The organism is Paenibacillus sp. UMB7766-LJ446 (assembly GCF_030226665.1).
In the GTDB taxonomy this organism is placed as follows: domain Bacteria; phylum Bacillota; class Bacilli; order Paenibacillales; family Paenibacillaceae; genus Paenibacillus; species Paenibacillus vandeheii.
The window spans coordinates 511,286-533,748 of record NZ_JASOYM010000002.1 but is presented as its reverse complement, the minus strand read 5'-3'; the positions used below and the strand labels follow the sequence as shown (position 1 = coordinate 533,748).

Genomic DNA, 22,463 nt, shown 5'->3' with positions numbered 1-22,463 from the left:
TTTCTTCACGAGGTTGGTACTGATATTTCCCTCTTGGCAAGAGCTATCAAGAAATCAATGCAGTAAAAAGACACTGATATTTTATTCATCAGTGTCTTTTTATTGATACTTTTCCATCAACATCATGTTTCATCGTTGACTCAAACTAATTCACTTTAGCCCTTTTCGCTCTAACTAATTTAAAGCAACTTAATTATCTCTTCTAGCTCATCCACTAATACTTTTGCTAATTCAAAATTAGTATCTTTCAAAGCCAATTCTATTTTCATTTCAACTGATTTTTTTTGTTGTTCCGTTTCTAAATAGTCTTTATTAAAGTGACTCGCATAAATCATCTCTCTAAATTCTTCCATACTCATTTTTCTAATCTTTTTATCGTTAATGATTAAAACATAATCCATACCATTTACAACAGAATAGAAATCATGAGAAATCATGAGAATCGCACCTTTATAGTCCTCAATGGCTTTCTCCAGTGCTATTTGTGTATAGGTGTCTAAATGGCTTGTCGGTTCATCAAGAAGCAATACGTTTGCTTTGCTAGCAGAAATTTTAGCCAATTGAAGCAGGTTTTTTTCTCCACCAGATAAAGACTCTATCTTTTGATCAAGGATTTCTCCTTCAAAGCCATAGTTTGAAAGATACGATCTGATCTCATCATACGTTTTAAACCCGGCATCGATGAATTCATCTAGTATCGTATTGGAATCCTCTAGCGTTTCGCCTTGAAGCTGAGACAAATAAGCCACTTTAACATCAGCATTGATTTCAATGGAATCATGATTATTTTTAAAGATTTCCCGAAGCAAAGTCGTTTTACCGGTACCGTTTGGGCCGATAATAGCTACTTTATCTGTAGATTTGATCTCAAAGTTAACATTTTCTAAAAGCAGCTCATCAAAGGAAACACTATAATCATGGACATTTACTACAACGGTGTCTTCTATTTCATGATCGATACCAAAGGTAATATCCGGCTGCTTAATATCAACAAATGGCGCTTTGATTCTACGTGCTTCCAATCTTTCTTGAAACCTAACTCTGGCTTTTAACGCTCTGCCCCTGGATGCTTCTGAATTATAAGTTGCGATCTCTCTCAGATTATCGATGATGTTATCGTATCTCTCGATTTCTTCAGCTTCAGCAACCGCGATTTCTTGCAGCTCGATCTTAGTCTGAAGCAGCGAGAAGTTATATTCAATATATCGCCCATCAAACTCTTGGATCTCCGTGTTTTCAAGGTGTATAATTTTGTTGAAACAATGATTCAATAGATATCGGTTGTGCGTAACAACCAGCAGCATTCCCTTGTGGGAATTAATAAGTTTTTTAAGCGCATTTAGGTTCTCAAAGTCCAAAAATACATCGGGTTCGTCCATAATCATTAAGTCTGGACGATTAAGCATTTCCTTCATCACTTGAATAAGTTTGAATTCCCCACCACTCACGTCGGATATACTAAGATCTTTGATCTTCCTGAGGTTGGCCAGGTTTAGTTGCTTATTAATGGTGTTTTCGAAATTATCCCCATCCATCGAATCGAATGCGTCTAAAGCGAATTGAACCTTTTCCAGCAACGAATCCATATCTGATGTGGTTTCCATTTCAGCATAAATCGATGTAATTTCATCTTGTATCTTAATAAATTCTTCTCCGATATATTCAAATACGGTCATTTCTTTCGTTTTGTCAACTTGCAAGAACTGACTCACATACCCTATTCTGCAATCTGGGTCTATCTCTAACTTGCCATCGAACAAGTATCTTTCCGGATCCATCAGTATATCGATCAATGTACTTTTCCCACTGCCACTTGTTCCTATAAAAGCGCAATGTTGTCCCTCTTCAAGCGTAAATGAGATGTCTTTATATAGTTCCTTTTGCGGAAATGAGAAGGATAAGTTATCAACTTTTATCATAGTGTTACCTTTCTTTATAACTAAAATGGTGACTATTATTGAATGTCTTGTCGAACACAGACTTTTAGAGTAACACTGTTTACCCTCAAGTACAATCCATTTCTAGCCCCTTACCCTCACTTCGAAATTCTAATACTTGCTTACGATAATGAAGATCCATCAAAAACGATGGAAGAAAAAGCCGCCTGGACGTTTATCCACTCCCATGAAAATACATCAAACAAAATCATGATGCTGTTCAAATCATTCCTGGAAATGCAGGGAAATGAACAAAAAAAGTGTATCCTGCCGCAATAGGGAGGCTACACTTTTTATTTGTGTAACATGTTAACCTTTGTATTTATCCTTCAACATTTTTTTGCGTTATCTACTTTTGAAGACAGGTCATCTAACCGTCTGGTAAACGAGGCCTATGGCTCCAGAATCAAATGTCTTGTTTTCGATAAGTTTAAGATTGATCTTCTCTTTGAGACCTTGGAATAACGGTAACCCGCTGCCGATCAGGACGGGAGAAATCGTAATTTTATACTCATCTATTAAATCAAGCTGCATTAGGTAGTGTGCGAGCCTAGGACTGCCGAGGATGACCATATCCTCGCCTGGTTGCTGTTTGAGCTTCTTGATCTCTACCTCGACATCTTCTTTCACCAGTCTGGAATTGTTCCATTCGACATTCTCCAGCGTCGTGGAAAAAACAATTTTCGTTGTCTTTTCAATCCACTCGGCGTGATTCAGTTCATGCTGCGAAGCTGATGGGTTCGAAGGGACAGATGGCCAGTAGCTGTACATCATCTGATAAGTTCCACGTCCCCAAATGACTGTGTCGGCAGCACTCAGAATTTCTTTCGCGTGTTTCTCCAAATCAGCATCGTAGGATACCCAACCAATGTCCATTTCACCGTTTGGCCCTTCTACAAAACCGTCAAGCGATGCGTGCAAAAATAGAACTAGTTTTCTCATTTTCAGTTCTCCTTTGTTCATAGGGATATCTACATTAACTACATTATAGAACATTTCAGCTTGTGGTTTCTTATGGATAGCTAATCACAAATGGAGTATTTTACGAACCCAGAAAAAAATGCTTACTTTATATTCTACAAAACTGCCCGTTAACTTGTTCCCTACCAATAAAAAGACCTTGAAAGGCATTTAGCCATTCAAGGTCTCATCTTCCTCGGTTACTGCATAATTCTCCAAACTCGAAGCCCAAGTTTTAAAGGAATCTAGTATCTCTTCTAAATTTGTTGCTCCCCCTGCACCGTGAAACACTCCATCTCTCACAATACAATAGAACCAATCTTCTTTATTTCTCTCTGCTTCAATTGACTCAAACAGAACATTTTCTAAATAAGTATCTGTCAAATCAATTTCGACAGACCAACCGGGATTATCCACAGTATCAATTTTCACACCGTATGAATGCTCCCAATCACCATTACAGTTTTCAAGATACCAGTTCTGAAGCCATTTTAATGTGTTCATCATATCTACCTCTTTTTCGGAATTTCGTCAGGTCTATAGACAAGCCAAACCACTTTTCCATAGCTAATCTATCCACAAATTTCTCCATCATTCATTAATAAAATATTGATTGATCATGATTGAAGATACTGTTACTCCATTATAACGAGAATACAATCCGCGACTGTATGCATTTATTGTGCTTGTTGCTCGTTTGTATAATACCTTTCATATTCTTTAGTCAGCATGTAACGCTCAACACCTTTGGAGGCATTCAACGCTTCCTTAGCGTGCTGGATAGCCTGATCGCGACGATTCAATTGGCGTTCTATTTCAGCAAGAAGTGCGGATCGCATCCATTGTCTTCTAATTGATTTCAGGTGCTCCCTTGCTTGTTCACTCTTCTCTTCCTCCAACTGTAAAAACGTCTCGTAATATGTACGGTAATCGGATCTGCGCATCTTGAGCACCGCTTGCCGAACGGCAGTTATATCCTTGCAATAAACGCCGTAAGCTGCCTGATATATCGCTTGCCTCGATTTATTTGTTGTCTGATTTCTAAGTTTCTCCATCGTGATCTCGACTTCATCATCCAGTCTGTTGGCAGTCACATAATAAATATAAATATAGGGTGTATGATGATTTTTACGCAAAAAAGCTTCTACACGGTCCATCCGGGTTTCCCAAGCCATGGGGTAGATAACGAGAATCGTAAACGCAATAAGTGTGGCAACAAGCACAGTGCCCACTATAAGAAAAACAGATTGTTCATTCCACAACATCACAAGCACAAATACAAATACAACGGAATAAAACGCAACATACCACTTGCTCATTCTCATCTTTCATTCCTTTCAGCATCTAAATCATGAAGTATCCATCACTAGGCTCACCTCCTTTATCACTCTGTCCATTACCCCGTAAGTGTATCAAGTTTGTCTCATTCTTTGTAATAGAGATTCTAGGCTTAACGAAACCTTGATATAATGTTAACTTGCGTATGGGCTTCCCCATTCAATTGTAGCGAGGTGTTGATGTTTGAAAACCTAGCAGATTCCTCTCTTGTTGTTGCTTCTGTACCATACTGACTTAGTGAATGATAGATTATAGAATTTATATACTAGAGAGGAACCTTTTATGAGAAAGAAGATACTCGCATTAACGGCCACCAGTTTTGCTTTGGCCATATCCATTGCTCCATTTCAAGCCCTGGCTGCAGGTTCGAAGTTTCAATCTGTTTCCCCCTCGTATACTTTTCCGGGAAGTGTTCTGTTTAACTCCTCCTTTGCTGATTTGAATGGCGACGGTAAAACAGATGCCGTCTATGGGGATATTTCTCAAAATCGCCTTATCATCTTATTAGGCAATGGAGACGGAACGTTCGGAGATACTCATGAATTAACAAATGGACTCAACAACCCGAGAGGGATCGTAGTGGAGGACTTTAATTTAGATGGTCATCCTGATCTGGCGGTAGTCAATTATGCTTCCGATACCGTCACTATCTTTAACGGTCGTGGAGACGGAAGTTTCGAATCTCCCATATCGTACCCAACAGGCAACGGACCAGTGAGTCTAACTGCGGCGGATTTGAACGGTGATGGTCAAATGGATCTAGCGATCGCTAACAACGACTCAAATCAGATCAGACTCTTTTTTGGCAACGGAGAGGGGACCTTCCAAGCTTCGACACTCATTTCATCCGGAAACCATCCTCATCATATCCTTTCTGCTGACTTTAATCTTGATGGCCAACCTGATCTGGCAGTAGCTAACAATGGCTCAGAGAATGTTAGTATTTTTCTTAATAGCGGAGATGGTACGTTTATAAGGAAGGACTATGGTCTGCCAGGAAGTATGCCGACCAAGCTGATATCCAGAGACTTTAATGGAGATGGTGTCATCGATCTCGCTGCTGCAGACAACGGTCTGGATGGGGTATTCGTTTTAATGGGCGTTGCAGGAGGCGACTTCTCCCCTCCCTTTATATATCCGTCCGGTAACTCCCCGTTTGACATCACTGTGGGTGATTATGATGGAGATGGATCGCTTGACCTGGCCGTTTATAACCAGATGCCCTCCATGTCAACCTCTATTTTGAACGGTGCCGGTGATGGTACGTTTTTCACAAAGGAAGACTTCCCGTTTTATGGTTTTTTAAATTCAGGGGATTGGAACGGGGACGGCTTAGATGACATCGCATATGCCAGCACGAATACCATCCATTTCTTAAACAGTCGCGCAGAAGGCGAACTTGGCTTTGATAATCCGTCATACTCCGTGAATGAGCATAAAGGTGAAGCTACAGTCACGGTGAGTCGTAGCGGGAGTAGTTACGGTCAGACGAAAGTACGGCTCAGGACCGTTGAAGGCACAGCGATTGCTGGCATTGATTTTACTTCAGTGGATGATATGATCGAGTTTAATGCTGGGGAGATCTCCAAGTCTTATACGATCCAGATTTTAGATAATAACTCATATTCTGGAGATCGTTCTTTTTCAGTAACTCTCTCCAATCCGACAAATGAAGCAACGCTTGGCAATCAAACGATCGCAACGGTAACGATTAATGAAGATAAATCCCCACCTGATGTGACGGCTCCCCACGTTGATCCAACGAAATTTTCCGCTATAGATAACTACAGTGGTACACCGGATCAACTCGTTGGCTATGCAGGCGCAATCGACGAAGTTGGTGCAACTGTTCGGGCATATCCTTGGAAAGATTTGGACAACGACGATGTTGTCGATGAGGAAGAACTGTCCCCCCCAATCATACTTGGGATGAGCAAAGCTGACGGTTCTGTGACTGCAACTGATATTGGCGATCTCTCTCCCGGTGATTACAAGTTCATCGTAACTGCAACAGATGATACTAACAATGAGTCGCCTCGTTCTGCTTCAGCTGCCGTGACAGTGACGCTAACTAATGGATTGGCACCGGATGTAACAATACCTGAATGGCCGGTGTATGCCAAGCTCACTGCTTCCAGTGTTACTAAAAACAGTGTAAGACTCCACTGGCCGCCTGCTTCAGACGATCGTGGTATTGACCATTATGAATTGACGCGAAATGGTGCTCCGATAGCGAAAGTTGGTGTTACAGAAGTGAACTATGAGGACAATGGGTTAACCGCTGACATGACCTATACCTTCGCTATCCTCGCTGTAGACACAACCGGAAACAGAAGTCCAGCCTTGTCAGTAACCGTGAAAACCTTAGGCGAATCGACGCCATCGACGCCATCAACACCATCTTCACCAGTCGCCACGTCGAAACCAACAATGCCTTTCTTCTCGTTAATGGAAACCCGACTGAACAAGCTAGAATTAGTCACAGGAACGAAAGCGCTCAGTCTGTCGCCAGTCTTCGATCCGAATGTTTTGGAGTACCAAGTCAAGACAACTGAGCCACAACTGAAGATAAATGCTGCAAGCTTTTCACCATATGCTAGCATCTTTATCAAAGGTAAGGATGCAGAGGCAGACGGTAGCTTTTCTCTGAGATTAAATGAAGGCAAAAGCAAAATCGACCTCGTCGTGCAAGCTGAAAATGGATCAGTTTCTACGTACAGTCTATTCATTACTTACGAAGCTAAGACTTCTGACCTCACCTTTAAGGACATAAAGGGACATTGGGCGAACAAAAATATTGAGCAAGCTATGGCTCTCGGCATCGTGAAGGGGGACCAGCACGGAAACTTTCATCCTGATCGTACGATTACGCGTGCTGAATGGACCGTGATGCTGATTCGGACTCTTTCGATTGGTAATGACATTCAATTTTCTCCCCCTGAATATGATATTTCTACCTTCGTTGACAGTGATAGCATCGCGTATTGGGCCAAGGAATCAGTTGCTCAGGCTGTGGCTAGTGGCATCATTTCGGGATACAAAGATGGAACACTTCGGCTAACGAATCCCATTAGCCGCGCAGAGAGTGTCGTAATGCTCGGGCGGGCCATGAAATGGCAGACTGATTTGGATTTCGACTTGTCATACACTGACAATGCCAGCATCCCGAATTGGGCTAAACCGTATGCAGCCATAGCTCAGGAGAATCGTGTCATGACAGGAACGGACAGCAACCGCTTTGCTCCAAAAGCACAGCTCACTCGTGCTGAAGCTGCCACGCTTCTCATCCGGCTTTCTGCACTTCTATAAACGCAAAAAGACGTCTTTGATCATCTTGAAGGATGATAAAGACGTCTTTTTATTGCAGCTGGATAGGTTAATATGTTATTCGCTCCTATATGCTATACTTTCACCTCGGCTTCCTTCTTGGTAAGACTGAACATGCAACCGCTGCATGTTGTCCGGCGTCCCTTCATCGTTCCAATTTGATGCTGCAGACCTTAAATGTTTTCCTTTATCCAAGAACGCAACTTATCAGCATAGAAAGAGCGTTCATCTGGATCGGACTGAGAACCCTTTGACAGATAAAGTTGATCATCCACATATCTGGGGTAAACATGGAGATGATAATGCCACACGTCTTGATTGCCAGCAGGCTCATTATGTTGCCGCGTAGAAATTCCATCACATCCATATGTATTTTTCATTGCAAAAGCTGTAAGCTGAGCCGCGCGGTGAATTTCAACAGCGTAATCCGCTGGAAGTTCAAAGATGTTCTCGAAATGTTGATTCGGAACAACAAGAACATGCCCTTTATTGTTTGGCCACCATTTACTTGCTATAAATGCCGTTACCTTTTCATTCTGATAGATGATATCCTTTTGTTTTGTTCCCTGGTTAGGTCGCTCGATACCCCAAACACGACAAAATGGACATTCATATCCTTCTGGCTTATGTGAAAATGATACTGTCATCTATCTCATTCAACTCCTTTCATATTTTTCCAACCAGCTATTAGACGCAGGCAACTTCTGATCGTTGCGTTATTTGCCCGTTAGCTTAATGAATTTACGGACAAAGATCGATTAGATAGATGACTAATCGATAACCGGAATATATTCTTGTCCTGGGCTTGGGACAAGAATATGTTCCGATAAAACAAAGAAACGCTATATTAACGACCTCCAATGGGAATATGTTGTTGTCCCTCGAAACGAGTCGGTGTATCTATTTGTGTACGTCCACCGACCATCACTACTTTTTATTAAGTTCAACATGCTTTATGGGCTGGGCGGTTTTTTATATCTGTCCTACAGCTCCTTCAAGAGATGTCACTTTTTAATTATCTATTCCGCCGGGCTGTCCGTTCGATGCCATCAACAATCGTTTGGAACAGTTGCGGTGGCAGGTCATGTCCCATGCCTTCAAGCAACATGAACTCTGCACCAGAGATGGCTTGCGCCGTATCTTTGCCACATTCGGGGACAAACATCGGGTCGTCTGCTCCATGAATGATTAAGGCTGGAACGTCTACTTTTGCAAGATGCGGACGACGGTCGCCAGAAACGGCAATTGCTGCGATTTGTCGCCCAACACTACCCGGGTCATAAGCTCGCTGGACTTCCTCACGAATAAGTGAACGATACTCGTTCTCTTCAAACGGATAGCCGGTGCCAGCAATACGTTTGGCAAAAGCCAGGCTATGTGCCAAATATCCTGCCTCATCCTCCATCGGATTCGGTGCAGGCCGAGTCATCAACGCCATGACTTCCGGAGATGTCGGGGGAAGCTCGGGATTTCCTGTTGTCGACATGATGGAAGTAAGGGATAGAACCCGTTCAGGGTATCTGCTGGCTGCAAGCTGGGCAATCATGCCGCCCATTGAGCGGCCAACGAAATGTGCCTTTTTGATCCCAAAGGCGTCGAGCAGTCCGACCGCATCGTTAGACATATCATCGAGTGTATATGGAATATCCGGGCGCTGTCCCGACATAAGTGTTTTGGCAAGTTCTTCAAAATCCAACGTAGCGTAATGGCTAAAGTGTGTGGATAGACCGGTATCACGATTGTCAAAGCGAATGACTCTAAATCCTCGCGTCGCCAACATCTCACAAAATGGAACTGTCCAACGGATCATCTGGGTTCCAAGCCCGGCAATTAGAAGAATGGCTTCGTCCGTTTCGTTACCATAGCTGTCATAGGCGAGATCAATTCCGTTTACTTTCAAAATATTCATTTAGTTTTCTCCTTCATTTAAATGACTTTAGAATGCATTCTCGGCTAATGTTTTGATATGGTCTCTGATTTCTGGTGTCCAATCGTCAATCAATTGGTAAAAACGATCCTGATTCCCAGCATACAGTGCTCTCAAGGCCTCTTCGTGCTGAGGGAAATCGCCAGCCATTGCCGTCATAAAGCGATAACTTGCTTCTTGTGCCGCGCGAACCTTACTCTCATTTTCCCCAGAACGACGAGCTTCATCGACCAGTTTTCGCAAAGTTACAGAGGCTCCTCCGGGTTGAGATTTAAGCCAGTCCCAATGTCGAGGAAGCAAAGTAACCTCACCGGATACCACCCCCAGTTTGGGACGACCGACCCGTCTTGTTGGTGGTTCACTTTCTTCCGCCTCTGCTGTATGGCCAGCCTGATTGCTCAACCGTTGAAGTACCTCAGCTGTTTGTCCACGAAAATCAATATCGATTGGTTTTCCAGTAAAATCGTCAAAGATAAGCAATTGGGCGAATTCCTTATCATTCAGAGTCTCCTTTACGATAGCAACAACGTGCGGCAATGTCCCTTTGGCAATGTTCTTTCTCCCTACAAAGGCAGTACAACTTATTTGATTTGGTTCAGTCCGCATACTACTCCTCCTTATTTACAGCACTTTTTTAATTATTATACCCGGGTAAAAATAAAATATCAATATCACCCGGGTAAAATTATTTGAATTTGTAAATTCGTCGCTCCATTTTTAGAGCATCATCTCTACTCTATTTTGGCTTTAGAGACATGCTTATCTTTGAACGATCCAGTTGATGTCCATTAACCAATGCTAATATGACTCTGTCAGGTGATGTGCTTCATCCATGATTAAGATATTAAGATAACCCTTCTTAAATGAGATTTTTCGGCCTTTTCTTTTAGAAGATTGACTATGAAATATTTCCTTATGCAAAAGTTCAACGATTCTTTCAATTTCAAGTGAATTGGATGTTTCACGATAAAAAAATGCTGTCCATCAGCATATTTGTATATATAAATCTAGGATTAGTCTTCATTTCCCTCTTCAATTTTACGATAAATAGTATGGGGTTATACGATAATCATATTTTTAACTACTTCCTAGGGGGAACAGAACGTGACAAAGACTCGCAAAAAAAAGATGGATTTAAGGTTCAAACTGTATTTGATCATTCTGGTTCCGCTACTGGCCATGGGTGGTCTAATCATGTGGACCACCATCAACTCCAGTGAAAATGCATCATTAATGACCATACAGTATAACAATCAGCAGCTGACAGTGAATACCGCCTCTCAACTAGGACAAGAATCGGAATTAATCAAGACATTATCCTCTACTGCTTCGGAGGAGAGCAACGAATACAAAAGTCTTAGAGACGAACTCGTTAAAATTAGGCTTCAATCGGGAGCCTTATATGTTTATATGTATAACAAAACTTCGGACGGGTGGATCTACACCGTGGATGGGGCGGACTGGGACGATACGGAATATAGCCCTTATGGGACAGCAATGGAATTCAACCCCCAGACTCAGGAACGCTTGTTAAACGGTGAAGTCGTCACAACAGGCATTGTGGACGATCCAACCTGGGGACAACTATTGTCCTCCTTTACACCAATCAAGGATTCGCAAGGTACTGTTATTGGCTATCTGGGCATTGATATTTCTGCTAGTGCAGTGAATCAAGTCTCCGCGACATCCTTGAATAATGCTTATCGGACCATTATCCCGATTTTTGTGATTGTACTGATTCTATCTTTGGTCATGATGCTATTCGTAGTAAGAGGCATTCTCAGACAAGTACGCGATATTAAGTCAAGCCTCGAACAGGTTGCTGATGGGAATCTCAAAGTCGTATCTACACATATGACAAATGATCAGCTCGGTGATATCAGTGATTTGATTAATGTCATGGTTTCCCAATTGACGAACATTTTGATGGGAATACAGCAAGGATCCAATACGTTGCAGCAGTCCTCGAGAAATATTGCGGAAACGGCTCAAACGAACCAGCGTCAGACCGAAGAACTTTCCAAGGCAATCGAAGAAATTGCTATAGGCTCCGTGAAACAGTCCGAAGAGACAGAACACTCCGTCCAGCACTCAGAGAATCTCGGGAAAATAATGGATGAAGTAGGTTCATATGTGCAACAGTTTACCCATACTTCAGAGCAGTTATCTGCCGTGCAAGTACAAGTGACACGTGAACATGAGATTCTGCTTGAAAAGAGCCGAGAGAATGCGAAGCGTGTTGAGCATCAGCAGGAAATTTCCAGTTCACTGACGACTCAATCGGAACTCGCTTCTTCAATCAGCGGACAAATTCACAACATTTTAAAACAAACTCAAATTCTATCGCTGAATGCTTCAATCGAGGCAGCTCGCGCTGGCGAAGCGGGTAGAGGCTTTGCGGTCGTTGCTGGTGAAATGGGACAGCTCGCTCAGCAATCCGAACGTTCGATCCAGGAGATTGATGAGATCCTCAGTTCATTTGTTCAAGAGATACATCGTATGGGCAGTCATTTTGATGCGAATATGGTTGCGGTCAAGGAACAAGAAGAACAGATCGCTGATTGCCTCCAGACGTTCAGACAGGTTAGCCGCTTATCGACCGAGGTGCAGGAGCTGGCTCAACGTTTGGAAAGCCGGACGGTGGATATGCACTCTATTCGTCAGGAAGTGGAGCAGCATCTGAGCTATATTGCTTCCGCAACCGAGGAAACTTCAGCCATGGCCGAAGAAGTCACGGCCAGTGCTGTGGAGCAGCAACGGTCGGCCAACGAACTGTCGAACATCTCCGGGCAGCTCGCCAGCCTTGCAGGGAACCTCAAAACATATTCCGATCAATTTCAGATCGAAGTCCCTAAATCAGATTCATAATAATGAAGACACTCGTACAGACCGGTATCGATATATACAAGGCGTGTTATCAGTAACGGAAATTTTTGGGGCCATCCTTTTGCCGGATGGTCTTTTCTTTAATCTCGCTTTGCTCAACCAACGTTTCCCGTTAGCTCAAAGAAAAAATAACCAACTATTAGACGTGGGGGTTCAAGTCCCTCTATACCCGCTTTTTTAGGCATGTTGTTCTGCTTGCAGACTTGTAAGCCAATTTCTTGTGCCTGTAAGAGCCAGCCGCGTAGCGTTATGAGATAGGTATCGAAAAACTTCTGGTGGTATATGGAGATGAAGCTATTTTACGTGATAGCACATCAAAATCGGTAGCCTGTTCCGTAATTTATAATAGGGGGCTTGCGAACTTCACCTCCGGAAAGCGGCTATCCGGCCCTTTCATCAAGACTCCGCCTTGATTCTTCAGATACATATCAAAGAAGTCCAGCATATAGGCATTGATAACGGCGTTCGCTCTTTCTGGCGCAATCTTTCCTGTAATGCCAAGCATTTTAAATATCGGAGAAATGAACTGTACATCGGTAAAATTTAAATGCTCCGAATTTTCGATATAGAGGAATTGTCCCCCTGAGTCGACCGATTCACGCATCCGTTCAAGCTCTACCTTTTTGTCTTCCGTTACTTGATCCATCCACTCTCTTGTGTTACCCATACGTTTAAGCTCTGCCTCCGTGTAAGCGTGGTTATCCATCACCATTTTTAATCTTTCGAATTCGCTTTCCGAGTTCATGAACAAAAACGGCTTTCGCAGACCCTCTCTGTCACGCAGTTGATAGAGCGCTCCATCCAAGTCTATTCCAACCGCGACTCGCGGATCGTAAGCAGCGTCATAGGCCGTTGCTCCACCAATGGAATGACCGAACACCCCTACATGACCGAGATCTATCCTCCCTTTTAGATGACTTGGAATCTGCCCCGATTGGATGAGCTCGAATTGGTCGAGCGTAAATGTAACATCGTCCGTTAAAACTTTTCCCAACTTGTCACGATTTCTGCTTTCCGTCCGGTAATCGTGGTCAGGCGAGAATAAGTCGTTGGTACTGCTGGTCGTGATTCGACCGTCCGGAAACTCGGTTGCAAATGTATTGTAGGTGTGGTCGATTACTGCCACGATATATCCATGGCTCGCAAGATTTTCGGCTTGCGACGTGTGAAGGAACCTGGAAGAGCCGAAGCCGGGATTCGCAAGGATCAGCGGGTATGAAATCTGTGCCGAAGATACTTCGGTCCCGGAATAAGCATGACTGGATACGTACTTCAGGTGTTGCAAAGTAAACCCGGGAAGGCCATAGTTCGCGGCCATATAACGTAAAATCTGGGTATCGGGAATAAAGGGAGCGGACTTGCCGGTGCCAGCTTGACCCGGATACCATACTTGAACCATCAATTCTCTCTTACCACCTCTGGTTTCGCCGAAAATCTCTTCCCTATTGGTATCCACGAAATGAAAAGTTTGCGTTCCTACCTTAAATTCGCCTGTCGGCTCAGGTAGTTTAAATACAGGAAAGGCATACATGAGACCCGCTGTGACGACCAGCATTATCGCGATAGCCGTATAAGCTGAACCCAACATGAATCGCGGGATTCTTGTGTTGGCGTTTTTTTTAAAATAGCTATAGCTTGAAATGGCTGCAAAAATGATCGTTAAGCAATATGGGAAAAATAGCTGAACTCTGTATCCTTCCATCGTCCAATGAATGACCAGTACAACTGTGGCGATCCCGCTTGCAACGAATACTGGAATTCTACGCCGTCCTTTTTTTAATAGGATTGTCAAAGCAAACAAGCCGATGCTTGACAAAAAAAGCAACAGTTCAAACAGCCTCATGTCGATTCTCCTTTTAAAATTTCTATTTTCGTTTGTTCCAATATTATCCTTACCAGACTACCCTAAGCTATCGATTCAACTTACATCAACCTTACAATTTTGTAATTCTACCTTGCGGTATGGAGGACTCGTTAAAAGGTGGAATTGATGCATATGAGCAGATGGATATTTAGGTCACCCTCTATACGGTAATGACACAGTTCTTATCCTCAGCTTTGGACAAAAACTTGGTTCCTTAAAACAAAAAAAGCCGCTATAATAGCGACTTTTAATGGGATAATGTTCTTGTCTCTCGACAACTATATAATTAACGTCTCTCCAAACTCGATGCCCTTTATTTAGCCAAACTTAGCCCTTTTTCTTTCTTGCTCTCATGACAAAGATGGAAATTGCCACAACTACTATTGTAACTACGATATACAAATCAATATCATATTCAAACATAAACCACATCTTGTGTTCTAAGTTTACTTGTTGTTTGGGTTGAAATCCTTCGCCGAATAGTTCAGTTGCTTGGTTAAGGTTATTCATTTCGATTGTCGAACTGCACGGACTACTGCTTAATTCGCCATCCCCTTTGCTAATGTATATCAAGTATTTGTTGCCTTTCTTGAAATTAAACCCCCAACTGTAGTCAGTTGCGACAATGATTTGAGAGTCAACTTCTGTATTCCAACTTCTTTCAACTTCCACTAAAATATATCTGATTTTCTCTTTTGTCCCTGTCAATCCCTCTTGCTTCAAGTCGGCCTTTATTTGCTTTACTTCACCGTAAACAGCTCCACTATATCTCTCTAACGATTCTTGGGGGCTTCCCGGCTCGGCACAGGACAAAGCTTTAGCATCTTGTCCATTTGATATAAAAAATACGGTAGTGAAAAAAAATATTAACGTGAATAAACGAATTTTCAATTTTTCCACCTACTTCTCATCATGTTATTTCATACATCTTTATTAACATTTTTAACAGATGAAAAGTTGCACTAATTTACCCGTTAGCTTAATGAATTAGCGTGCAAAAATTGATTTTATATGTAACCTCTTTCACGGTCACCTGAGCCAATTTCATTTCTATGGCTTTCTTCTTTATTTCAACAGGATATCAAAAGGCTGACATCCTCTTGTTGCTTCAATGCAAAAACACCTCCAAAAGGATCAACCCTTTGAAAGTGTTTTGAATTTTTTTATTTATTCTTCTGTGCAATAATGATATAAACGGGTTGGTTAGCCACTTGCGTTGGTGAATGAAACGTATCCATAATAGAAAAACCGGCCTGAACGATTTCCTCCTCCATTTCCTTCGATGAAACCCTTGGTCCCTTAGACAGCTCTGACTTCTCTAATTCAATACATAAAAAGAGCCCTTTGTCTTTTAAAACTCTGTGGATTTCACTCAAGGCCATCGAAAGTGGTTGAACCTCGTGTAACGATATTGAAGCAACGGCTTTATCGAATAACTCGTTCTCTAATGGCATCTCTTTAATGTTTGCGGCAGTGGTTTCAATATTGGTTAACCCTTTTTCCTTAGCTTTTGCTTCTAGATACTGTAAAATATCATGATCATAATCAAACGCAACTACCTTTTTCACATATTTAGCAAAAGAAAAGCTGATATAACCCGTACCAGCTCCAATATCTAATAGTTCGTCCTCTTTATTAAGCTGTATAAACTCTAATAACTCCTCTGCTGGGAACCTCTCAATATTCTCCAAGTTCTTAATTTTACTTTCTAGCTTTGAATTCATTTTTTATGCTCCTCGCATACTCGTATTTGTAACAGCATTTTGATCTTTTTCCAAGGGATCAATACGTTCTGCTCAAGAGACCATCGCTGGGGCTTCTTTTACAGATAATATATATCTGTAATAACTATAATATAAGTAATAAGCTTTGTAAATAACAATGTTTATTTTAGCCAAACCTCAATGCCCGGGATAAATCTAATCAGTAATCAGTACAAGCTTTTCCTCTGACATATATTCATTATGAGCGGGGTGTTTCCTTGAATCAATCATAGCAGTTCTTCTATTTCTGATCTTTGACCATGAACTGTAACCTGATTTATCATATGCTTGATGAATGGCCGAAATACTGTATGATTCTTCCGGCACAGCACCGTAAGCATGGCTAAATCCCATACATCCCATACCCATTTCTGAAACCTTAAGATCTCCAATTTATTTGCCTGTTCTCCTCTTCTCAGCTTCTGGATAGCGATGGCCTACAATTTGAATCTTGTCTACCTCTTTATTAATTACCATCATCTCCTGTTCAGTGAAGACGATATTTCTTGCTGCAACATTTTCTGAGATTCTATTAACATTTGTTGTCCCTGGAATAGGAACAATATACGGTTTCTGAGCAAGAATCCATGCTAGTGCAACTTGCGCTGTGGTTACGTTTTTCACCTCAGCCAGTTTATTCAAATAATCAACAATCACCTGATTCGCTTCCATCGCTTGCTTAGTAAACCGTGGAAGCTCGCCCCTGTTGTCGTTCTCGGTGAAAGAAGCATTCTTGTCTAATTTCCCGGTAAGAAATCCACGCCCAAGGGGACTATAGGCTACCAAGCCGATCCCCAATTCTTCGAGTACGGGGAAAATGTCGCTTTCAATTTCTCGCCACCAAATCGAGTATTCATTCTCCACTGCAGTCAGTGGTTCAACGCTATGTGCACGACGAATCGTTTCAGCGCTTGCCTCTGACAACCCCCAATGAAGGATCTTTCCTTCTTTTTTCAACTGCTGCATGGTCAAAGCCACTTCCTCAATGGGAACCTTGGGATCTACGCGATGGATGTAGTATAAATCGATATAATCCGTTTGTAATCTTTTTAATGACCCTTCAACCGAAAGGTGAATTGATTCTGGTCGGCTGTCAAGCTCATTGGTTAAGCCAGTGATCTTAAAGCCGCCTTTTGTTGCAATCTGCACCTTACTCCGTTGCCCTGCGAGCGCCTCACCAACAAGCTCCTCATTTGTGTAAGGCCCATAAACTTCAGCTGTATCGAACATTGTGATGCCCGCATCAATAGCTGAGTGTACAACGGAAATCATTTCGCGACGGTCTTTTGCCGGTCCCCGATGGTAGTTTAGTCCCATACATCCAAATCCAACTTCAGAAGTCTCCAAACCGTTGTTTCCCAGAATTCTTTTCTTCATAATCGTTTCCCTTCCTAAGCGTTTTTTTAAACCGTAAATTTGTGTATTTTATATACTCTCATGGTAATTTCCAGAGTCAATAATTTCTAATGCTTATGGTGAATGTTTTATCATGCCTAATATGTATCGTATAATACTAAGTAAACAATTCATCAGATGAAATACGGAAGGATGATATGAATTGGATATTCGTGTGTTTAAGTATTTTTTAACGGTGGCTAACGTTGGTAATATAACAAAAGCAGCAGAAATCCTTCATATCACACAGCCCACTCTAAGCAGGCAGCTTATGGATCTTGAAGAAGAATTGGGTACTCGTTTATTTGTACGTGGCAAGAGACAGATCACACTAACAAATAGCGGACTTTTGTTTCAGCAAAGAGTAAAAGAAATTGTTTGCCTCTTGGACAAGACAGGAAGGGATCTAGTGGAACAAAAAGATATGATTGGTGGAATTGTTTCTGTTGGCTGTGTAGAGTCCACTGTATCCCGAGCTTTGCCAGAGCTGTTAGAGGAATTTTCTAATCAGCACCCCAGGGTACAATATGAATTATATAGTGCAGACGGAGATGACATTCGGGAGAAACTTGACCGGGGAAATATAGATATCGGCATATTACTGGAACCGATTGAAACAGCAAAATATGACTATATTCGATTGCCTCATCAGGAAAAGTGGGGAGTTCTGATGAGACGTGATGATCCTCTTGCCCAGAAAAAATATGTTCGTATCCAAGACATCCTTTCCTTGCCCTTGATTATACCCCGACGTACAATTGTACAAAACGAAATTACAAGCTGGCTTGGTGTTGAGAATGATAGCCTTTGTATCTATGCATCCCATAATTTATTGACGAATGCGATGCTGTTGGTGGAAAGGAAACTCGGATATGCCATCTGTGTGAGTGGAGCATATACGATCCGGGAAAGTAATAGCACTTGTTTTGTTCCTTTTGAACCTGAACGAATAACGACTCATGTCATCGCTTGGAAAAAAAATAAGATATTTAGTTCAGCTACTACATACTTTATCCAATTTATAAAGGAAACCTATCCTTCGTAAAAAAGGACCGAAAAGGTATCCAGAGATCTTTTTATATAGCGACGGTTTACCTTGATTTTAATGGATAAACCGTCATTTTAATTTATTTTTTTATTCAATTTGGATAATAGATCACCATATTCAGTCGACAGATCTCTTCTCCTATATTCTGATACCGATGCACTTTATCCGCATTGAACCGTATTCCTCCTCCAGTTTCTGCACAAAGTGTCTCATTGTTAACAGAGACTTGAAGCTTTCCAGAGAACACAGTGATAAACTCCTGAGTCCCCGCTGGATGTGGATCAGACGTCAAATTGCTTCCGGCATCAAGCTCCAAATAGTAGATTTCAAAGCGACGTTCACTGTCGAACAGAAAAAAAGGATAGTTACGAAAGTGTCCTTCATCTTCGAGTAAAGGTTGAATCACTTCCATTTTAACTTCTTCATACTCTGCTTCCGGACGGTTTATAAGTTCGGTAAAAGAAATCTTTAGTCCGTTGGCAATTTTCCAAACGGTTGATATAGTCGGATTCACCTCTCCCCTTTCAACCTGTCCCAGCATACTCTTGCTTACACCTGACACCTTTGCAACAGCATCTAAGCTCATTTTTCTTTTTTCCCTAAGTTGTTTAAAATTTTCAGCGACAATTAAGTTGATTGGTTCCATTTTTCTCTCCCTCAGCGTATTGACATTATAACGCACAAAAAGTATTATATATCGCATGGCAATGTGTCTTATATATCACCCTATTTGTGCATTATAACATACAAAGTGGAAAGGGAGTAGTTTCAAATGAGCTTTACTGCATTTTTTTCGTATGTTTTATTAACAGCATTTACTCCAGGGCCTAACAATATTATGGCTATGTCCAATGCTGGAAAACATGGTTTCAAGAAATCCTTTCCGTTTAATTTTGGGGTTCTACTGGGTTTTCTTGTCATCATCTCGTGTTGCGCTTTGTTCTCATCCCAACTATACGATGTTATCCCATCTATAAAGCCCTATATGCTTTGTATCGGTGCCATCTATATCCTCTGGTTAGCATGGACAATCTGGCGAGATAAACCTAAGAAGGGAAAGTTGGCACGTTCACAGAACAATACCGTATTCTCAGGTATGGTTCTACAATTTATAAACATTAAAGTCATTTTATACGGAATTACTGCACTTTCTTCTTTTGTTCTGCCCTACTATAGGAGTTTAATAATTATAAGTGCTTTTGTTCTAATATTATCTTTTGTTGGATTTGTCGGGACCTCTTGTTGGGCATTGTTTGGAGCAACATTTGATAAGATTTTTAAAAAATATGGTAAAGTTCTGAATGCGATTATGGCACTTTTACTTGTATATAGCGCAGCATCAATGATTGCTGATATTTGGAAGTAAGGAAATGTAAATGAATATGGATATGGATATGAAAAGAAAGTAATTGTACATGGGATCAAATGCCGTTCTGTTTGTTATTAAGGGAACGGCATATTGGCCTCTTTAAACAGACAATCTACGCATGTAGTAATCTAAAGAACACACGGTAATCTGTATCTTACAATTTCGGCGTTCGGTACAAGTGCTTTCCACGGCTCGCAACAAGAACTTGTACCGATAAAAAAAGCCGCTAAAATAGCGACTTTCAATAGGATTATGTTTCTGTCTCTCGATAGATGTTTTGGTGTCTTTTCTTACTTTAAAGGTACAGTAAACCAAAATGAATGCTCATTTCCTTTTGACTGCAACCCTACTTTTCCACCCTGCTGCTCTATAATTTCCTTCACTAAAGATAAACCTAATCCTGAACCTCCTGAATCTCTGCTGCGGGATGAATCTACCCGATAGAATCGCTCGAATATGAGAGATTCATGTTCTACAGGAATCGGTTGGCCTACATTTTTGACGGTTATTTGATAGTTTGACTCTTTCCGCTTCCCTGTAATCTCAACCCATCCACCCTGGTCATACTGCAGTACATTGGTGAGAAGATTATGCAGTACCTGTTTAAGACCGTCTTCATCTCCTACTACTTTCGCTGCTTCAGTCTTGAGATCAATAATGACCCCTCTATTCATGAACTCCAATGAAAAGTGATCCACACAGGATTCAATCAGCTTTTCTATAGAGAGTACATTCATCTTATTCTCATTGGAAATCTTCTTTCCTTGCCACACATTCAATTGGTGCAACTGCTCAACTAAACGGGTAATGCGTATGGATTCTTCGTGAATGGATTCGAATAGCTCTTTATTGCCCCGAATTACCCCCGTACTTAGAGCTTCCAAATATCCGTTTATATTCGTTAATGGTGTCCGCAGCTCATGTGCCATATCAGACAGCATTTTTTTTCTTAAATCCTCCACATGTTTCAATTTCATACTCAATTGATTAAAGTCAGCCGTTAACAGACCAATTTCATCGTGAACACGAATGGATAAGGGGTTTGGCATTTCCCCTTGAGCCATTTGCCGGGTTGCATGACCCAATTCCTTAAGCGGAAGAATCAACTTTTTTACTAAAAAGTAGTGGATAAACGCTGCAATCAACACAGCTGTCAGACTTGCTTTAATTAAAAAGGTCTGCATCGTTTGAGTGAAAATGGCGCTCTCTTCCGGAGTCACAGACGGGGAATTAGCAAACAACAGACAAGCATAGTCTTTTACCGAAACCCCTGCGAGCCAAATGGCAATACCAATGACCGCAACATTAATCAGTGTGAATTTCCACATGATGTTGATTCGAAACGGATTATTTTTGAAAAGCGACAAAGCGATACCCCATTCCTCGGATCGTTTCGATTAGTTCATTATCTCCATCCCACATCAGTTTCTCTCTCAATCTGCCTATATGAACATCGATCGACCTTTCTGTTACAGCCTTTTCATTATTAGGATACAGTTCATCGATGATCTGTTCCCTAGTTAGAATTTGATTGGGGTGCACCATTAGAAAATACAAAAGACGGAACTCATGCTGTGTCAGTTGAATGGTTTCCCCTTTATAATGTACTTCACCCCGTAACTGTTTGATGGTTACTCCGCGGTACGTAAGTTTGCTACAACGCTGGCCCGTCCTCCGCAAAATGGATTCTACCCGAGCAACCAATTCACCCGGACTAAACGGTTTCGTTACATAATCATCGGCTCCCGATTTCAATCCTCCAATCCGGCTATATTCCTCTACTTTAGCGGTTAACATAATAATAGGTATGTCTTCCTTCAAATCTGCACGGATGCTCTTGCAGACTTCTTCCCCACTTATTTTCGGAAGCATTAAATCCAGAATAACAAGACAAGGGTCATATTTTTTAAAAGCATCTAGAGCTTCCTCTCCGTCACCCGCTTCAAATACGTCATACCCCTCATTTTCCAGGTACAGGACAATGAGCTTTCGGATTTTCACATCATCTTCTACAACTAAAATTCCGGTTCCCTTCACAGCCATTCCCAAACCCTCCATAGTATCTTAGCGAATCTCTGAAACAAACTTTTCCATCATTTCATAATTCATTGGACCTGAAACTTTTTGCTGAATAATGCCCTGCGAATCAATGATTATACTTGTAGGGAGTGCATATACCTGATAGATTTCCCCTACTTTGTTTTGCTCATCCAATACAACCGGGAATGTAATCCCATATTCTTTTAAAAAATTAGGAATGCTGTCTAAACTCTTCTCTGAAGATGTCATATTTACAGCAATAATTGTGGCCTTTTCATCTTTATACTTCTCATAAAATTTTTGCATATCCGGCATTTCAACTCTACAGGGTGGACACCAGGTTGCCCACATATTGACAATCACCTTTTGTCCTCTAAAATCAGAAAGCTTTAACTTTTCACCATCCGGTGTATTTAACTCAAAGTCTGGTGCAATGTTGCCTTGATTAATACCCACGGTTAGGGTGGACATATCCATTCCCTCTACTACTTGTTCACTGTTAGCCAGGCTTGCTTGACGTTCATCCTTTTTCTTCATTGTATCGTATATGCCCCACGCAACCAATCCGATCAGAATAACAACGACGACTATATTTTTTTTCATAGGAAC

The 22,463-nt window shown here is 41.5% G+C and carries 19 protein-coding genes; 4 read left to right on the top strand and 15 right to left on the bottom strand.

What is annotated here, in order from left to right; genetic code table 11:
• Positions 1–179: 179 nt before the first annotated feature.
• The 4 genes from QP794_RS07120 to QP794_RS07105 form a co-directional block, all read right to left on the bottom strand.
• Positions 180–1,919: an ABC-F family ATP-binding cassette domain-containing protein gene (locus QP794_RS07120; RefSeq protein WP_285075580.1), complete on the bottom strand. Its 1,740-nt coding sequence runs from the start codon at positions 1,917–1,919 to the stop codon at positions 180–182.
• 384 nt (positions 1,920–2,303) lie between these two features.
• Positions 2,304–2,879 carry a dihydrofolate reductase family protein gene (locus QP794_RS07115; protein ID WP_285075579.1) on the bottom strand — a complete coding sequence of 192 codons (576 nt, stop codon included), beginning with the start codon at positions 2,877–2,879 and terminating at the stop codon, positions 2,304–2,306.
• A gap of 189 nt (positions 2,880–3,068) precedes the next feature.
• Positions 3,069–3,404, bottom strand: coding sequence for an immunity 53 family protein (locus QP794_RS07110; protein WP_285075578.1), 336 nt, complete (start codon positions 3,402–3,404; stop codon positions 3,069–3,071).
• A 170-nt stretch (positions 3,405–3,574) separates the two neighbouring features.
• Positions 3,575–4,216 carry a hypothetical protein gene (locus tag QP794_RS07105; RefSeq protein WP_285075577.1) on the bottom strand — a complete coding sequence of 214 codons (642 nt, stop codon included), beginning with the start codon at positions 4,214–4,216 and terminating at the stop codon, positions 3,575–3,577.
• A 301-nt stretch (positions 4,217–4,517) separates the two neighbouring features.
• On the opposite strand from QP794_RS07105, the gene QP794_RS07100 reads away from it, so the two are divergent.
• Entirely contained in the window at positions 4,518–7,544 is a 3,027-nt protein-coding gene (locus QP794_RS07100; protein WP_285075576.1) for an FG-GAP-like repeat-containing protein, read from the top strand.
• Between the two features lie 191 nt (positions 7,545–7,735).
• Here the strand turns inward: QP794_RS07100 and QP794_RS07095 are convergent, their stop codons facing one another.
• The 3 genes from QP794_RS07095 to QP794_RS07085 form a co-directional block, all read right to left on the bottom strand.
• The gene (locus QP794_RS07095; RefSeq protein WP_285075575.1) at positions 7,736–8,209 is read right to left on the bottom strand and encodes an HIT family protein; all 474 of its coding nucleotides are present in this window, start codon (positions 8,207–8,209) and stop codon (positions 7,736–7,738) included.
• A gap of 368 nt (positions 8,210–8,577) precedes the next feature.
• A complete protein-coding gene (locus QP794_RS07090; protein WP_285075574.1) occupies positions 8,578–9,471 on the bottom strand; it encodes an alpha/beta fold hydrolase in 894 nt (297 codons plus the stop codon).
• 27 nt (positions 9,472–9,498) lie between these two features.
• Positions 9,499–10,095: a DUF2239 family protein gene (locus QP794_RS07085; protein WP_285075573.1), complete on the bottom strand. Its 597-nt coding sequence runs from the start codon at positions 10,093–10,095 to the stop codon at positions 9,499–9,501.
• 498 nt (positions 10,096–10,593) lie between these two features.
• On the opposite strand from QP794_RS07085, the gene QP794_RS07080 reads away from it, so the two are divergent.
• Positions 10,594–12,357, top strand: coding sequence for a methyl-accepting chemotaxis protein (locus tag QP794_RS07080; RefSeq protein ID WP_285075572.1), 1,764 nt, complete (start codon positions 10,594–10,596; stop codon positions 12,355–12,357).
• Positions 12,358–12,715: 358 nt separating this feature from the next.
• On the opposite strand, the gene QP794_RS07075 is transcribed toward QP794_RS07080, so the two are convergent.
• The 4 genes from QP794_RS07075 to QP794_RS07060 all read right to left on the bottom strand — a co-directional run bounded on the left by QP794_RS07075 (position 12,716) and on the right by QP794_RS07060 (position 17,379).
• Complete coding sequence (locus QP794_RS07075; RefSeq protein ID WP_285075571.1) at positions 12,716–14,218, bottom strand: alpha/beta hydrolase family protein; 1,503 nt, start codon at positions 14,216–14,218, stop codon at positions 12,716–12,718.
• 348 nt (positions 14,219–14,566) lie between these two features.
• A complete protein-coding gene (locus QP794_RS07070; protein WP_285075570.1) occupies positions 14,567–15,139 on the bottom strand; it encodes a hypothetical protein in 573 nt (190 codons plus the stop codon).
• 263 nt (positions 15,140–15,402) lie between these two features.
• Entirely contained in the window at positions 15,403–15,963 is a 561-nt protein-coding gene (locus QP794_RS07065) for a class I SAM-dependent methyltransferase (protein ID WP_285075569.1), read from the bottom strand.
• A gap of 432 nt (positions 15,964–16,395) precedes the next feature.
• On the bottom strand, positions 16,396–17,379 hold the full coding sequence (locus tag QP794_RS07060; RefSeq protein ID WP_285075568.1) for an aldo/keto reductase: 984 nt from the start codon (positions 17,377–17,379) through the stop codon (positions 16,396–16,398).
• Between the two features lie 181 nt (positions 17,380–17,560).
• Here QP794_RS07060 and QP794_RS07055 point away from each other — a divergent pair, with 181 nt between their 5' ends.
• A complete protein-coding gene (locus QP794_RS07055) occupies positions 17,561–18,442 on the top strand; it encodes a LysR family transcriptional regulator (protein WP_285075567.1) in 882 nt (293 codons plus the stop codon).
• A 94-nt stretch (positions 18,443–18,536) separates the two neighbouring features.
• Here the strand turns inward: QP794_RS07055 and QP794_RS07050 are convergent, their stop codons facing one another.
• The gene (locus QP794_RS07050) at positions 18,537–19,091 is read right to left on the bottom strand and encodes a helix-turn-helix domain-containing protein (protein WP_285075566.1); all 555 of its coding nucleotides are present in this window, start codon (positions 19,089–19,091) and stop codon (positions 18,537–18,539) included.
• A gap of 126 nt (positions 19,092–19,217) precedes the next feature.
• Here QP794_RS07050 and QP794_RS07045 point away from each other — a divergent pair, with 126 nt between their 5' ends.
• Positions 19,218–19,811 (top strand): LysE family transporter, encoded by a 594-nt coding sequence (locus tag QP794_RS07045; protein WP_285075565.1) that lies wholly within the window; start codon positions 19,218–19,220, stop codon positions 19,809–19,811.
• Positions 19,812–20,104: 293 nt separating this feature from the next.
• On the opposite strand, the gene QP794_RS07040 is transcribed toward QP794_RS07045, so the two are convergent.
• From QP794_RS07040 to QP794_RS07030, 3 genes are read right to left on the bottom strand one after another with little or no spacing between them, the layout of a single operon-like run.
• Positions 20,105–21,181: a sensor histidine kinase gene (locus QP794_RS07040; RefSeq protein ID WP_285075564.1), complete on the bottom strand. Its 1,077-nt coding sequence runs from the start codon at positions 21,179–21,181 to the stop codon at positions 20,105–20,107.
• Complete coding sequence (locus QP794_RS07035; RefSeq protein ID WP_094937730.1) at positions 21,162–21,857, bottom strand: response regulator transcription factor; 696 nt, start codon at positions 21,855–21,857, stop codon at positions 21,162–21,164. The genes QP794_RS07040 and QP794_RS07035 overlap by 20 nt, the downstream gene beginning before the upstream one ends.
• A 21-nt stretch (positions 21,858–21,878) precedes the next feature.
• Positions 21,879–22,457, bottom strand: a complete 579-nt coding sequence (locus QP794_RS07030; RefSeq protein WP_024629966.1) for a peroxiredoxin family protein — start codon at positions 22,455–22,457, stop codon at positions 21,879–21,881.
• Between the last annotated feature and the right edge of the window lie 6 nt (positions 22,458–22,463).